Source organism: Sulfobacillus thermosulfidooxidans (assembly GCF_001280565.1).
Classification (GTDB): Bacteria; Bacillota; Sulfobacillia; order Sulfobacillales; family Sulfobacillaceae; genus Sulfobacillus; species Sulfobacillus thermosulfidooxidans_A.
The window spans coordinates 1,168,061-1,181,573 of the sequence record NZ_LGRO01000001.1 but is presented as its reverse complement, the minus strand read 5'-3'; the positions used below and the strand labels follow the sequence as shown (position 1 = coordinate 1,181,573).

The following is a 13,513-nucleotide window of genomic DNA, read 5'->3' as shown; positions in this document are numbered from 1 at the left end:
GTTAATTCATCATCATTTCCCAATCATGGAAGGCACCGACAGGAGTTGAGAAATCTAGATGGATAAGCTATAACCTTATCGTATCTTATTTTATTGCCTCTTAACAAACAATCTGGCTTATTCCCATCCCCTTAATAATACCGGAATCGCCCAGTTGAGGATGATGTCGTGATCATTAGCCCAGTTCACAAAACTTTTTAGGACCCACGCATACTCGTCTCCGTCGCACCATTGCCAGCCATTTCCGGCCCATTGTCCCAGGAGGAATGCCGCCTGTTGACACTGCGTTAACGAATAAGTTTGGCATAATTCATGCAGCCATTGATCCACAACCCTTCCCATATCGGCATTATCATCTGTTGTGAGATACTGCATCCACCAATCCCCTCTCTTCAAGCTTGCGATATATTAAGAATATCAGAAAGTTTTTACACACTTTCTGTATAATTCGACGTCAAAAGACAAAACCGTTATGCCATGACTGAAGAGAAGGGATGAATGATGATGAATATTTTTCCTATTCAATTTGTATCGGGAGGGCAAGTCATTCGGGGACTCGGGTATGGGCCACATGGAGGTGCTCCAGAATCGATTCGGGCCATCTTAATTCATGGATATAGCTCATCAAAACATGCCCTTGATCCGGTGGCCACAGCATTAGCTAAGGCAGGCTATCCTGTCTTGTCAATCGACCTGCCCGGGCATAAATTGGGATCTAGTGGGGGCGCCCTCATCAGCTTTGCTATGGTTGTGCAAGCAGCCTTAGACGCCAATAGCCAACTGCCATCTCCATGTCGTCCCGTCTATATTGGTCACAGTATGGGTTCGGCGGCTGCTTTAGTCGCTGCGAGTCGGGACCCGCAAGCTGTGGGAGCGGCCAGTCTTGGTTTAGGTTATCCCGTGACAGTTATGCGACCCGACCCGGCGATCATCAATTATTACTTGGAACGCTGGGCATGGGTCGATGGCGCCAGTCCGATTGAAGTGGGCTTGGCAATGGATCATGATATTCCAGAGGCTCTCACACGATTAAAGGGCCGCCCTTTTTTGCTTATCAGTGGCACTTTCGATCAAGAATTACCTCCTTTTAGTGCACAAACCTTGTTTCAGATGGCTCATGAACCCAAATCCCACAAGAGCGTCGACAGCGATCATTCTGGTGTTCCCTTAAAGGCTGCACCTCTGGTCGTGGAATGGCTAAACCAAATTCGAGATACCGGGACCGAATAATGCGAGCGCGACTGAGTCATATTGAAATCTATGTCAAGAGCCTTGAGCGGATCAAGGACTTTTGGGATTGGTTCTTCGAACACATCGGTTGGCAGCGTTACCAACAATGGGCGCAGGGATGCAGCTGGATCGATGGTGGTGTCTACATTGTTTTCGTCGAAGTCACGACTGCATCGCCCGTACCATTTAACCGGCGAAATCCGGGACTGAATCACTTAGCTTTTCGTGTGGCTACGCCGCAAGAAATCGATGACCTCACGAACCTTTTGCGGATTAAAGGAATTCGCATACTGTACGAAGATCGTCATCCTCATGCCGGAGGACCATCATATTATGGGGTGTTTTTTGCCGATCCGGATGGGTTGAAAGTGGAGGTCTTTGCGGACTCATGGCGCAATGACCCGCCTTGAAGCGAAGCATGGGCAAAACGCACTCTTTTACGCCGGGGAGAGACATTGGGTATACTATCACGTGTGGGCTTGTCTGGTTCCTAACCCTTATAATGGGAAGAGTCTTAACCATTTCACATTCGGCGAGGTGATTTTATGTTTCATTATACGGTCGAAACGACGAAAAACGTTCCGGACGCGATTGAATCTGTCGAACAGCAGCTCAAGGCTAACGGATTTGGCGTGCTGTGGCATATGGATATTGCTCAAAAGCTGCAGGAAAAAGGCGTCGATTTCAATCAAGCCTATCACGTGCTTGAGGTCTGTAATCCTGTCGAAGCCAAATCAGTACTCACCCAGAATTTGTTAGTCGGTTATTTTCTACCCTGTAAAGTCGTAGTTTACGATGATCATGGTCACACGAAAATTGGCCTAACAAAACCCACGACTCTCATCAACTTAATTGAGGATAAAGAATTGGAAAAGAAGGCCAAAGAAATTGAAGAAAAACTTATCAAGGCACTGAACAACGCCATATAAGTAGATGCTGGACCGTATCACTTTAACGGTTTTTCTGTGCGGATTAATCGATCTGCGATAGCATCAAATTCGTCTTGGGAAATTTCACCGCGTGCAAAACGCTCCCGGGCAAGTTCTAAAGGATCGGGTCCGGGAGCCATCTCATGGTGGTCAGATCGTGGTTTTCCCAAAAGACGGAACAAAAATATCCATAGAAAAAATCCCATGAGAGTCAAGCCAATCAACCCCAAAAACGGAAACATGCGCCCCATCGGCCACATCATCATGCCTCTCCCCTTTGCTTTATTGTATTTCTATTATACGCGTTTTTCAGGCCAGCTACGGTGGGGCATGATGATGGCAGCGTAAGACAGGGCGCTTTTGTTGCGCACAATGTTTCTTATTGCGAGAATGTCCAATAGTTGGGATAAATCAAAGCCGTAATGGGATTGAATGTTTTGGCGGTACCGTGAAGGGTATTGATGTGCTCATTAAAAGTCGGTGTCCACGGGAGCCAAATCACCGGAACTTGTTGCCTGGCATAAGCAAGATACGCATCTAATGCGTGTTTAATTTGGGTTGGCGTCCCGGGTTTATAGGAATCTTGAATCAACTGGTCCATTTCTGGATTATTGTATCCGCCTTGATTGGCTCCGGCTCCGGTCGCGTAAAAGCTTCCACCCGTGGGATAATAATCAGGCTCATAAGTCCAGCCTCCTCCCCACCATGCCATATTCCATTTTGTCGCATCCGTTTGTTGAGCCGTAGATAATACCGTATCAAAGGGTTGGGTTTCCAGCTTCACTTGAATGCCTTCTTGAGCCCAATCCTGCTTAATGAGCTGCACAATACTCGTATCGGTATTGCTCCCGGAAACATATAACAAGGTAAAAGATAAGGGAATACCATTTTTCGTCATGACCCCGTTATGCAACTGCCATCCGTGTTTTTCCAGCAACCGCTTACCTTGTTCAGGATTAAAAGGATATAGCGGTTTTTGTAAAGCCGCATCATAGAATACCGTGTGTGGTTTGGGAGGAATCGGGTCGGTTTCTGTGACACCATATCCGTGATAAAACGTATTAATGATCCCTTGCTGATCGATTCCCATTTCCAGAGCCTGGCGAATATAGGCATGGTCGAATACTTTACCCAATCCCCCCGGAGCACTGGGATTCAAGTTGGGTTGCAAGTAATTAAAACCAAACAAGTATCCTGGGAAAAAGGTATCTTGGGTGAGTTGGTGACGCGAGTTCCACAAGGAGGGAGGGAGATATCCATAATCAATTTTTCCGGTTTTTAATCCCGCAAATTCGTTGGCAGAAGATGTTTCATATTCAAAGACAATGTGCTTCAACGTGGATTTGTGCCCATCATAGTGACTGTTCGCCGTAAACATCCAATATTGGTTCGGTTCCATTTTGGTGAAATGATATGGACCATCGACCACATTATAAACACTGGCTTGAGGAGTATTAGCGACTGATTTGATGAATTGCAGTTCCGCTATCATGTTGTGAGGATATTTATCCCAAATGGCAGCGGGAACGGGCTCAATTTGTCCCAATCCATTGTGTTCAAACCATTCGGGATTCGCTGGCTTTTTTAAGGTGACCACCACCGTGTATGGGGATTTGGCGACCACGCTAGCCCAATCCGTCGGAATTCCTCCTGTACCCGCTCCTCCGTAACCCCATGGCAGATTCGAGGCACCGGAACTCGTGGCTTTCAAAATTTGCCAGGTAAAGACGACATCACGCGCCGTAACAGGTTGGCCATTTGACCAATGATATTTTGGATTCAGATCAATGGTGTAGACTGTCCCGTCGGCATTATGGCTAATTTTTTGCGCTAATGAACGAGAAAAATCGATACTATCGGTACGAGAAATGTGCAAAAGCGGGACATACATCAAGGCATTCATCTGTAAATTGGTGTCGCTATAGGCCGAAGAGGACAAGACCGGAAACCACCAATTGGGAGAGACTTGGGGTGCTAATGCAATCGTCGCTGTGGTAGGCAAGGCTGGCGAGGACGTAGTGCTTTGGGTACCACATCCGGCAGCAATCAGCACTAAAGGGGTCATCGCCGCAAGGGACTTTTTGTTCATGAATTTTGCTTCCTCCGTCGTTTCCCTCGAACTGGTGATGAGGGGATCTCATAATTTGGAATGACGAAAAATACAGGATTCAGAAGGATTCGTCCCTCAAATCTTATCGTTTTTTATCCCAGTTCTCCATGATGGGATACTCACCCTACATTTTTTTGGTCAACGTAACAAACCTCACAGGTATCAATCCTGCCTCATTTATCGGGGAATAAGTTGCGATTTAAATCTATTCCGGTTTTGCCTATCGCCATGGTCGATCTGTCCTGGTTCGGTTCTTTTCTTGCGCTTATTTAGGGGATGCATGCGTTTAACTTATCCCACTGTTGCAGAATTGTGGCGGTAAGGGGGCTATCTGTTATCGATTGGGCAATGACGCGTGCGCCCGCAGATAAATGGATCCAGAACGCATCTGACCGGGAATGAAGGGTTTCGTTCAATAGTCCCCATAGCATTTTGACATTGTGAAGGGCATCAAAAGGCTCCTCCGTGGTTAACGCTGTTTCTATGAACAGTCGCGTTAACGGTGTAGGATCCCCTCCCGTTTGAAGATATTGCCGGGTGTAGGAGGCGGCCTCGAAACCCGTTCGATCTGTATACAGACTCTTGATAATATCATCTACGGAAATGACTTGCGACCCAGGAGATATTCCCTCGTGTCTGACTTGTGTCACCAGATCATTCGGGATCCAGTGCGCCCGTTTTTCTTTTTGTCTTCGCGTCCGCGAACTGGAAAGAACCAGAGCCCAGCCTAAATGCCGAATATCGGCGGGGCACGTTTCGTCGCGCAAAAGGTCCATGACACAATGAATTCCTGTAACGGCATGGGCATCAAACCCGGATACAAACATCAAGGTTGAGGCTGCTAAGGAAATGGCTTCTAATAAAGTGGGGTGATTGGTATTTTGAGAAATGGCTGCGATAATCTGTCGGGATTCTTGCCCAAATTCACAATGAATCAAAGCCTCCCGTATGGTCTCCGCCTTCTCGACATCGACAGGTCCTTCCAAACAAGGACAGGTTGTGCCCGGCCAATCCTCTAGCACCCCTGTCGTCATGTGAACGTCAGGCCGGTGGCCTAAGTACTGGATGGCAGCCCGAAAAAATGCTTCCGCATAATGCCACCCATTTGTGTCATCCAAAAACTCTAAAGCCCGTTGAACGATTAATAACCGGTGTTCATTTTCCGGATATTGCCTGAGAGCGGCTCGGATCATTAACCATCTGGCGTTACGTCCCGCTAGGGTCGCAAGCTCGGCGGCGCGGTTTTCAGACAATAGAGGCATCTCTCCGGTTTCCAAATCGGGAATGAACCGGTGTTGAATGTCTGGCAGGCTTTCTTGAGGTCGCAAATGGTCTACCATGAGATACGGTCCATAATTGGGATGTCTTAACAATCCTAATACATAATGGGCCATGTGCAGCAACGCAAGATTTTGAAAGGGCGGAGAAAGCAATGTACTGGCTCTCATGACCGGTCCACCGTTAAATGTGCCATGGCCAATTAAGGGACCATGATGGTCCACCCACCGTGTCGCAGCTAAAGCGAGGAGGAGATACATGCGCGAGAAAGGTAGGTGTCGTTGCTGCCATTGGCAAAGAAGTTCGCTCGCTTTGTCAGGCGTTGTATTTTGAACTTCCTGTAACCTAGTCTCCGTTTCATTATCCCACCGCAACATGGTATGCATCGAATCATCCTTCCTTCTTGCCTTCTTGCCTTCTGCCCTTGTGTCTTTTGGTCTTTTTGCACGTCTACCCCTATTAATCCGCCTTTTTAGTATCCTGGGAACTCAATGAATAAAGCATCTCATGGCTATGGCGGTTCTGCTATTGGTCAAAGGTCCTAGTTCCCGGCTAAGATCAAGCTCCGACTCAATCATCTTTACATCTTTAGAACAAGTCTTTCCACCATTTTGCATTAAGCGTTTATTTGGGCTATGACGATGTCAAGGTAGGTAGCTAGAAATAGAGAATTGCCGTAAAGGCCTAAAGAATATCGTGAGATCATGAAAACAGCCAACCCACAAGGATTAGCTGTTTTCATCATGTGTCTGCAGACAAGATTTCTCCCCTGAGACAGGTCAGTTTTCCTACTCTCTCGATGACTTTTTCCGAAATAATTTAAAAATCCCTGTGCACTTGGCACAAACCTCGCCAGATTCATCCAAAATTTCACCATCAACAAACACGGTACTGGAGCCTTGACGCACAACATGTCCATGTCCGACAATCCGCGATTTTGCCTGGATCATCCGTAAATATTGAATGTTTAATGTGATGGTAACCTGACTAACAACGTCGTCCGTCCATACCGAACGCACTGCAGTGCCGAGAACTCCGTCAAACATGTAAGCGACGATACCGCCGTTTACGGCATCTGTGCCGCCGCCTCCCCTATGATGATGTTGAACATCAAGTTCGACTGTAGATCGGCCATTGGCCGCCTCAGTAATCCGAAGGCCTGCCCATGAATAAAATGGATATCCGTTAGCGGCACTAGGCGGTAACGGAAGCGTTTGTGTTTGGTCATTGTCATGCTGCATCACGAACAAGCCTGCCTTTCATAGTCATTTAGGTAATTGGATATGCGGATTATCCCAAAATGTCTTGGACAGATACCCGATGTGCATACTTCTTTGCGGTTGAAGACACGACATACAGGTAGTCCAGGAGTGAACAAGATATAGCTTAGAGGATACAACAAAGTGAAAATTAGAGCAAACCCTAATAGATTTCCTGAGAACGGATAATCTTTTCCATGAAATGGTTGTCCGCGGCGTTATATCCTAGACGTGAATAAAATTGCTGAACGGCCAAATTATGCGGCTCGATCAACAAATTAACTTTCAAACACCCCATGTGGCTCAAAGACGCTTCGGCATGTTCCATTAAGCGTCGTCCCAATCCGCGACGCTGGAACTCAGGATGAACGGCCAGATGGTAAATCCATCCCCGGCGGCCATCAAATGCGGCCAATACCGATCCAATGATTCGTGATCCTTCTTCCAGAACAAAATAGTGCTGGCCGTAATGCTGAAGTGCCCACGCGAAATCCTCTTCTGCATCCCCTATATCGAAACTTAGATGGGCGGCTTGCCACAAGTCACACAGAGCCCGGTAATCATTAGGTTGAATATGACGAATGACCATCCGTTGCGTCCTCCCCTCACCCTACGGACCTGACACATTGTCTATGGTTCTTCATACCATATGATGGGAAATGACAGGTGTGAGAGGTATTGCACAGTCCAGCCGTCCAACCAGAACTTTTCAAGAAAAGCACCGCAACTGATAGATGTTGTGGTGCTTTGTAATTTAATTTTTAATTTTTAACAGAAGCCATGCTGCAAACCGTACTTAAATCCTGACCGGCTACTCCCTAAACGGGGTGATCAACGGAAAATCTTGAGGTTCCACCTCAAATCCCATATCGCGAAGCATTTGATGGTCAGCCTCCGGCTCTTGACCAGGCGTCGTCAAATAGTCCGCTACAAACAAGGAATTGGCAACATACAATCCTAATGGTTGAAGAGAGCGCAACTGGACTTCGCGGCCTCCTGCAATGCGAATTTCCTTGCGCGGATTGACAAAGCGCATCATCGCCAGCGAACGTAGGCATTCGGCTGGTGTCATCAATTCCTGATTCTCTAACGGCGTCCCGGAAATGGGAATCAGAAAATTCACCGGAATGGAATCGACATCAAGGTCTTTCAACGCAAAAGCCGCTTCCACGCGATCTTCCCAGGTTTCGCCCATGCCGAAAATAACGCCAGAACATGGAGAAATCCCGGATTCTTTAACTTGTTCGATGGTGTGTACCCGATCTTCGTAGTGATGGGTACTCACAATCGATGGTGAATAATGGGACGACGTATTGATGTTATGATTGTACCGGTCAACGCCTGCCGCCTTTAGTCGATCAGCTTGCCCTGGTTTCAGAATGCCTAAGCAGGCACAAATTCTTAAGTCATAATGTTGTTTGACCTGGGTAATGCTGTCAATTAATCCGTCTAGTTCATGATCGGTGGGCGAGCGTCCACTAGCCACAATACAATAAGTTGTTGCTCCCAAGGCCTTGGCCCGTTCAGCTCCCTGTAGAATCTCGTCCGAGGTTTTCTGCGGATACTTGGGGATATCTGCACGCGAAATATGAGACTGCGAACAATAATGACAATCTTCCGGACATAGTCCGCTTTTCGCATTCATCAAATATTGGAAACGCACATAATTGCGATAATAGCGGTACCGAATTTTATATCCTGCAGCCAAAATGGCTAGCAGATCTTGATCATCTGAACGGAGGATACTTAAGGCTTCCTCCCGCGTGATACTGTCCCCATTTAATACTTTGTCAGCCAGTAAATTCCATTGCATATAGATAACCCCTTTATGCGAGCTATTTCATGAGCATGCGTCATATCAAAGATCTCGCTAAATTTCAGCTGGCCTTTTGCTGGCAGCATGCCTCTTCCTGTGCCTTGTGTCCTATTTTTCTTCATCCGGATTATGTGTCATATCCCCTTATCCACTGCTTCTTGTCTAGGTCATTTTCCCGCCTTGCAAAGGATGCCATGCAATGCGCTGCCCCGTCTGTTCCCATAAAGTCGTTAAATAATTTTCTGGAGCATCATCGTTGACCGGCTGGAACGGCACCACGCTCCAGACTGGAATTCCGGTGAGCGATTCGATCAAAGACGGGTTGAGTGTTGTCGACACGTCTTCTGGCACCTCATTCACCGCATTCATAATAATGCCCAGAATCTTGACGCGGTGGGTCTTGGCGTATTCCACACTCAATACGGTGTGATTAATAGTCCCCAGCGCCGTTCGGGCCACCAAGATCACAGGAATATCAAGTTCCTGAGCAATATGAATCATGTTATGGTCAGCATCAATGGGAACCGCTATCCCTCCAGCGCCTTCAATCAAGGTCACTTGATGGCGGGCAATCACTGCCCGTGCCGTTTCAATAAGGTGATTCCAATCGACGCGTTTGCCCGTCATTAAGGTTGCGGCCCACGGTGATACTGGGGGTTCGAATGTATAAGGGACGACGAATTCTTGGGCGTCCGCGGAATGGGATGCCTGCATCAGGGCTTTTGCATCATCCGGCCACATAGGTCCCTTAACGCCGGTTTCAATGGGTTTCATAACCCCCACATCATAACCTTGGCGATACCAGAATGCTGCCAAGCTGGCGGTAATCCAGGTTTTGCCCACACCGGTATCGGTGCCTGTAACAAAATACGCGAATGGGGTCATAGAAGAGCCTCCAATAATGATTGGCTGGCCACTACCGCATCGCACAAAATATCTACCATCTCGCTAATCTCCGTAGATGAGGATGCAAGCGGTGGCATAAAAATCACCACATTGCCAATGGGCCGGATGAGCATACCCTTTTGACGCGCCAGATATTGCACCACGCGTCCCGCCTGTGCCGCATAGGGGAATGGGGTGCGTGCTTCCGTGTTTTGAACCAGTTCAATGCCAATCATGAATCCTTTTTGCCTGATATCTCCCACATAGGGAAGAGAACGCAGTCTATCCAATGCTTGTGCGATGTTAGGTGTTTGTTTTTCAACGTTCTCAATGATATGGTTTTGCCTAATAAGCTCCAAATTCGCCAGGGCCACATTAGCCGCCAATTGATTACCAGCATAGGAATGACCATGATACAAGGCCGTTCGATCGCCAGCACGTCCATAAAATTGTAAATAAATGTCCTCTGTTGCCGCTGTCGCGGAAATGGGCAAGTATCCCCCAGACAGACCCTTACCCATACACAAAATATCCGGACTGATCTCTTCATAAGATGTGGCCCACCATTTGCCTGTCCGTCCTATGCCAGTCGCCACCTCATCAACAATGAGAAGCACATCATAGCGCGTACATAAATTCCGAAGTCCCGCTAAATAACCTGACGGCGCAGGAATAATGCCACCAGCTCCCTGCACGGGCTCGATAATCACCGCCGCTAGTTCGTCTTGATGCTCACTCATGACCGATTCGGCCAGATCTAAGCAAGCCAGGTGGCACCGATCAGGGGTCTTTTGTAAGGGGCAGCGGTAACAATAGGGATAAGGGGCCCGGGGCTCTTTGGGCAAATACGATAGAAAGGGCCAGTGAAAAGTGTCATCAGGGGCCACAGCCATGGCGCCCAAAGTATCTCCATGATAATTGGATGTGAATCCCATAATTTTTGTTTTTTGGTGCTGTCCCTGGTTGGCCCAATATTGTACAGCCATTTTTAGAGCGACCTCAACCGCGGAAGCGCCCGATTCCGAGAAGAAGAAGCGCGTTAAGTTGCCCGGCATAATTTCACTTAAGCGGTGGGCCAGTACCGTAATGGGCACATTGCCCTGTCCCAGCAATGTCGTATGGGCCACGCGAGACAATTGATCAATAAGGGCATGGTCCAGTTCAGGCACATGATGACCATGGACATTCAACCAGACGGAGGAGACCCCGTCATAATACCATCGCCCCTCGATATCTTGCACTTTGACGCCTTGCCCTGCTTGAATGATGACTGGATCGCTGTCATCATAATCTTTCATCGGAGTAAAGGGATGCCAAACATGCTGTCGATCCCAACGTCGTATTTCATCAGGTGTTATTGATGAATAATCCACATCATTACCTCACTTATACAGATGCTTTTGGGCATACCATACCATGCTTCCCACATAGTGCCTGAAGCTGTGAGCCTCGTCAACCAGTTGCGTCCCGTCACTATTTTTGCTAAGGAAATCAGCGCGACCTTTAAGACCTGAGCCCCATGATGTGTCTTACGGATTTGGATAGTTGACGATGCCGGTATCTCCAATTTGCTACAATAACTCCATTATAGTGTAGACTGTCTATAAGGAGCGATATCATCCATGGCGGAACGACTGCCTGTCATATTAGATGTGGATACGGGAATTGATGATGCCCTAGCGATTCTTTATGCTCTATCCTCGGAGACGCTGCATGTACTCGGGATCACGACCTGCTTTGGTAATGGCGACATCACCAATACCACTCGCAACACTCTTACCGTCGTAGAAATGGCTTCGCATACAGTCCCGGTATACCAGGGGGCAAGTCATCCCCTGGTCAGTCCGTGGGAATCCACGGCGGAAGCTTTTCATGGGCCGAACGGTTTAGGTGGCACACAATTATTTCATCCCCAACTGAGACCCGAATCGGAATCAGCGGTAGAATTTCTTCGTCGCAGCATCGATCAATATTTCCACGACCTGGTACTGATCACGACCGCACGCCTCACCAATATTGCCTCATTACTCTTGGCTTTTCCCGAGATTAGCGCAGGCATTCGCCGCATGGTGATTATGGGCGGCGCTGCCTTCGTAGCAGGAAACGTGACGCCAGTGGCTGAGGCGAATATCTGGGGCGATCCCGAAGCCGCTTGGGTCGTCTTTCATTCGGGTATTCCCATTACAATGGTGGGGCTTGATGTGACCACGCAAGTGCCCATTTCCGACTGTATGCTAAAAAGTCTAGAGCCAACGGCTCCTTATTACGCTTTACTACAGCAAGCCGTAGACTTTTATTTAGGTGCCTATAATCCCGGAGCTCCCAGGGGAGATAGAAAGGCGCCATTGCATGATCCCTTGGCCGTGGCTGTTGCCGAAGATCCCTCATTATGTCGAACTCATCCTTATCCTGTAGATATTGAATTGCGCGGGCAATTAACACGGGGAATGACGGTGGTCGATTGGCGTACCCGTTCTACAACCCGACCAAATGTCGATGTCGCCGTCGAAGTCGATCGCGCACGATTTCTCACCGCCTTTGCACAACGCCTACGTTTTACCAAAGTTTGTTAAGAAATAGCCAAAAATTTAACGGTTGACGATCCATGGACATGTTGAGGACGCCCTATGAGGCGTCCTCAACATACCAAAAGCCAAACCCAAGACCTTTTGTATAGGCGAAAACGGAAATTTTAAGGCTTCTCTAAGCGGATATCAATAGGATAACGATTACTGAGGTTTCCCACCTCTTGTTGAAGTGCTGCCCAGATGGATGCCATAACGTCGTCATCATTGGCACGTTCCTCAAGCCACTTGCGTAAGTCCCCTAATGTGTGCAATCGTTGAGCCGCTTCATATTCCTCAGATTGAACGGGCATTATCACACTAAAATCAGGATCGGACTCTCTAGACACAGTAATCAAAGCGCCGTACACGGGATGCACATCCTTTGTTTTTTCTCTATTGTACACAGGAAGATGAGCGGTATGGATGCTGTAAGGGAATACTTAAACAATTCTTAGGGGAAATGCGCAACTTTTAACGGGTTAAGCATCATTTTCTTCATGATATAATGCTTTGTGGTGATGGATATTGGCTGCTATTCGGTTACGAGGACATCATATTCTTTGTTTGTTAGGTTACCGAGGCAAAGGCTATTCTGAAGAATTTGTCAGAAATATGACAGCGATTCATCAATGCCTGCGTACTGCTCCCACCACTCCCATAGTATTAGTAGATGGTCCTGATGACCTCTGCTGCAAGTTTCCCTTATCGCAAGAATATCACTGCGAGGATTGTAACGTGTTCGAACGCGATCAGCGCGTTGCCGAGTCGTTAAGCCTTGTGTCTGGGCAAGAGATTCCCTGGGGTGACATTGAAGCCCGCATCATCGAACGTCTCAATCCCGAGGATATCGATCGGTGGTGCGCGAGTTGCCCATGGCGACCTTATGGCGTCTGCGCTCAGGGAATCCGGGATCTTAAACAGAAAAAAAGTTTATCAAATATTCCCTTTGCACTATGGACGTAACCTGCCAGTTGGCTGCGTTCTCTTCACCCAAGTCTTTTTCTAAAGAAGGTTAAATAACGTGGTCAATTCCCCGAAGCCTTGTGGCGGAGTTGATTTAGTGCATCCAAAATCTGTCGTGGTTCGGGAGGACAGCCTTTAACGACCACATCAGGCGTTCTTAGGGCTTTTGCTACGCCGCCATGACTTGCATATGCTGATTGAAACACGCCACAACCTGCCGCACAATCCCCGATGGCCACAAGCCATTTAGGGGATGGAACAGCTTCCCACACGGTGTGCAGAGCAAGATACATCGTGTCGTTAACAGGGCCCGTGACGATTAGCGTATCGGCTTGTCGCGGCGAGGCCACAATGTCCAATCCTAGATGTTGAAAATCATAGACGCGATTACTTAAGTGGGTTAATTCCTGTTCACATCCATTGCAACTGCCAGCATCCACATGCCGCGCTTGTAATGTTCTCCACATGGGATTCAT

At 47.8% G+C, this 13,513-nt stretch carries 16 protein-coding genes; 5 read left to right on the top strand and 11 right to left on the bottom strand.

All coding sequences use genetic code 11. From position 1 onward, the window contains the following. Positions 1 to 117 precede the first annotated feature (117 nt). A complete protein-coding gene (locus AOA63_RS06060; RefSeq protein ID WP_053958859.1) occupies positions 118 to 375 on the bottom strand; it encodes a hypothetical protein in 258 nt (85 codons plus the stop codon). A 123-nt stretch (positions 376 to 498) separates the two neighbouring features. Between AOA63_RS06060 and AOA63_RS06055 the strand changes: the two genes are divergently transcribed. The 3 genes from AOA63_RS06055 to AOA63_RS06045 all read left to right on the top strand — a co-directional run bounded on the left by AOA63_RS06055 (position 499) and on the right by AOA63_RS06045 (position 2,159). Further along, positions 499 to 1,230 (top strand): alpha/beta hydrolase, encoded by a 732-nt coding sequence (locus tag AOA63_RS06055; protein ID WP_082343783.1) that lies wholly within the window; start codon positions 499 to 501, stop codon positions 1,228 to 1,230. Beyond that, a complete protein-coding gene (locus tag AOA63_RS06050) occupies positions 1,230 to 1,640 on the top strand; it encodes a VOC family protein (protein ID WP_053958857.1) in 411 nt (136 codons plus the stop codon). The genes AOA63_RS06055 and AOA63_RS06050 overlap by 1 nt, the downstream gene beginning before the upstream one ends. Before the next feature lie 135 nt (positions 1,641 to 1,775). Continuing rightward, positions 1,776 to 2,159 carry a DUF302 domain-containing protein gene (locus AOA63_RS06045; protein ID WP_053958856.1) on the top strand — a complete coding sequence of 128 codons (384 nt, stop codon included), beginning with the start codon at positions 1,776 to 1,778 and terminating at the stop codon, positions 2,157 to 2,159. Between the two features lie 17 nt (positions 2,160 to 2,176). Here the strand turns inward: AOA63_RS06045 and AOA63_RS06040 are convergent, their stop codons facing one another. The 8 genes from AOA63_RS06040 to bioA all read right to left on the bottom strand — a co-directional run bounded on the left by AOA63_RS06040 (position 2,177) and on the right by bioA (position 10,880). Then, entirely contained in the window at positions 2,177 to 2,425 is a 249-nt protein-coding gene (locus AOA63_RS06040; RefSeq protein WP_082343782.1) for an SHOCT domain-containing protein, read from the bottom strand. A gap of 113 nt (positions 2,426 to 2,538) precedes the next feature. Beyond that, the gene (locus tag AOA63_RS06035; protein WP_053958854.1) at positions 2,539 to 4,248 is read right to left on the bottom strand and encodes a peptide ABC transporter substrate-binding protein; all 1,710 of its coding nucleotides are present in this window, start codon (positions 4,246 to 4,248) and stop codon (positions 2,539 to 2,541) included. Positions 4,249 to 4,538: 290 nt separating this feature from the next. Then, positions 4,539 to 5,933 carry a hypothetical protein gene (locus tag AOA63_RS06030; RefSeq protein WP_053958853.1) on the bottom strand — a complete coding sequence of 465 codons (1,395 nt, stop codon included), beginning with the start codon at positions 5,931 to 5,933 and terminating at the stop codon, positions 4,539 to 4,541. 402 nt (positions 5,934 to 6,335) lie between these two features. Then, positions 6,336 to 6,788 (bottom strand): PaaI family thioesterase, encoded by a 453-nt coding sequence (locus AOA63_RS06025; protein WP_053958852.1) that lies wholly within the window; start codon positions 6,786 to 6,788, stop codon positions 6,336 to 6,338. A 181-nt stretch (positions 6,789 to 6,969) separates the two neighbouring features. Further along, positions 6,970 to 7,395 (bottom strand): GNAT family acetyltransferase, encoded by a 426-nt coding sequence (locus AOA63_RS06020; RefSeq protein WP_053958851.1) that lies wholly within the window; start codon positions 7,393 to 7,395, stop codon positions 6,970 to 6,972. A 222-nt stretch (positions 7,396 to 7,617) separates the two neighbouring features. Beyond that, positions 7,618 to 8,619, bottom strand: a complete 1,002-nt coding sequence (gene bioB / locus AOA63_RS06015; RefSeq protein WP_053958850.1) for a biotin synthase BioB — start codon at positions 8,617 to 8,619, stop codon at positions 7,618 to 7,620. Between the two features lie 165 nt (positions 8,620 to 8,784). After that, complete coding sequence (bioD, locus tag AOA63_RS06010; protein ID WP_053958849.1) at positions 8,785 to 9,507, bottom strand: dethiobiotin synthase; 723 nt, start codon at positions 9,505 to 9,507, stop codon at positions 8,785 to 8,787. Continuing rightward, positions 9,504 to 10,880 carry an adenosylmethionine--8-amino-7-oxononanoate transaminase gene (gene bioA, locus AOA63_RS06005; RefSeq protein ID WP_053958848.1) on the bottom strand — a complete coding sequence of 459 codons (1,377 nt, stop codon included), beginning with the start codon at positions 10,878 to 10,880 and terminating at the stop codon, positions 9,504 to 9,506. The genes bioD and bioA overlap by 4 nt, the downstream gene beginning before the upstream one ends. Positions 10,881 to 11,129: 249 nt before the next feature. On the opposite strand from bioA, the gene AOA63_RS06000 reads away from it, so the two are divergent. Continuing rightward, positions 11,130 to 12,080 (top strand): nucleoside hydrolase, encoded by a 951-nt coding sequence (locus AOA63_RS06000; protein ID WP_053958847.1) that lies wholly within the window; start codon positions 11,130 to 11,132, stop codon positions 12,078 to 12,080. A gap of 119 nt (positions 12,081 to 12,199) precedes the next feature. Here the strand turns inward: AOA63_RS06000 and AOA63_RS05995 are convergent, their stop codons facing one another. After that, positions 12,200 to 12,442: a hypothetical protein gene (locus tag AOA63_RS05995; RefSeq protein ID WP_053958846.1), complete on the bottom strand. Its 243-nt coding sequence runs from the start codon at positions 12,440 to 12,442 to the stop codon at positions 12,200 to 12,202. 157 nt (positions 12,443 to 12,599) lie between these two features. On the opposite strand from AOA63_RS05995, the gene AOA63_RS05990 reads away from it, so the two are divergent. Further along, the gene (locus AOA63_RS05990) at positions 12,600 to 13,037 is read left to right on the top strand and encodes a DUF1284 domain-containing protein (protein ID WP_278276933.1); all 438 of its coding nucleotides are present in this window, start codon (positions 12,600 to 12,602) and stop codon (positions 13,035 to 13,037) included. 62 nt (positions 13,038 to 13,099) lie between these two features. Here AOA63_RS05990 and AOA63_RS05985 read toward each other — a convergent pair whose 3' ends face one another. Next, positions 13,100 to 13,513, bottom strand: coding sequence for an NADH-quinone oxidoreductase subunit B family protein (locus AOA63_RS05985; RefSeq protein WP_053958845.1), 414 nt, complete (start codon positions 13,511 to 13,513; stop codon positions 13,100 to 13,102).

What these genes read in the sequence shown, in the direction of transcription:
- AOA63_RS06060 (WP_053958859.1), bottom strand. Translation starts at nt 375, where the DNA reads ATGCAGTATCTCACAACAGATGATAATGCCGATATGGGAAGGGTTGTG.
- AOA63_RS06055 (WP_082343783.1), top strand. Translation starts at nt 499, where the DNA reads ATGATGATGAATATTTTTCCTATTCAATTTGTATCGGGAGGGCAAGTC.
- AOA63_RS06050 (WP_053958857.1), top strand. Translation starts at nt 1,230, where the DNA reads ATGCGAGCGCGACTGAGTCATATTGAAATCTATGTCAAGAGCCTTGAG.
- AOA63_RS06045 (WP_053958856.1), top strand. Translation starts at nt 1,776, where the DNA reads ATGTTTCATTATACGGTCGAAACGACGAAAAACGTTCCGGACGCGATT.
- AOA63_RS06040 (WP_082343782.1), bottom strand. Translation starts at nt 2,425, where the DNA reads ATGATGATGTGGCCGATGGGGCGCATGTTTCCGTTTTTGGGGTTGATT.
- AOA63_RS06035 (WP_053958854.1), bottom strand. Translation starts at nt 4,248, where the DNA reads ATGAACAAAAAGTCCCTTGCGGCGATGACCCCTTTAGTGCTGATTGCT.
- AOA63_RS06030 (WP_053958853.1), bottom strand. Translation starts at nt 5,933, where the DNA reads ATGCATACCATGTTGCGGTGGGATAATGAAACGGAGACTAGGTTACAG.
- AOA63_RS06025 (WP_053958852.1), bottom strand. Translation starts at nt 6,788, where the DNA reads ATGCAGCATGACAATGACCAAACACAAACGCTTCCGTTACCGCCTAGT.
- AOA63_RS06020 (WP_053958851.1), bottom strand. Translation starts at nt 7,395, where the DNA reads ATGGTCATTCGTCATATTCAACCTAATGATTACCGGGCTCTGTGTGAC.
- bioB (WP_053958850.1), bottom strand. Translation starts at nt 8,619, where the DNA reads ATGCAATGGAATTTACTGGCTGACAAAGTATTAAATGGGGACAGTATC.
- bioD (WP_053958849.1), bottom strand. Translation starts at nt 9,507, where the DNA reads ATGACCCCATTCGCGTATTTTGTTACAGGCACCGATACCGGTGTGGGC.
- AOA63_RS06000 (WP_053958847.1), top strand. Translation starts at nt 11,130, where the DNA reads ATGGCGGAACGACTGCCTGTCATATTAGATGTGGATACGGGAATTGAT.
- AOA63_RS05985 (WP_053958845.1), bottom strand. Translation starts at nt 13,513, where the DNA reads ATGAATCCCATGTGGAGAACATTACAAGCGCGGCATGTGGATGCTGGC.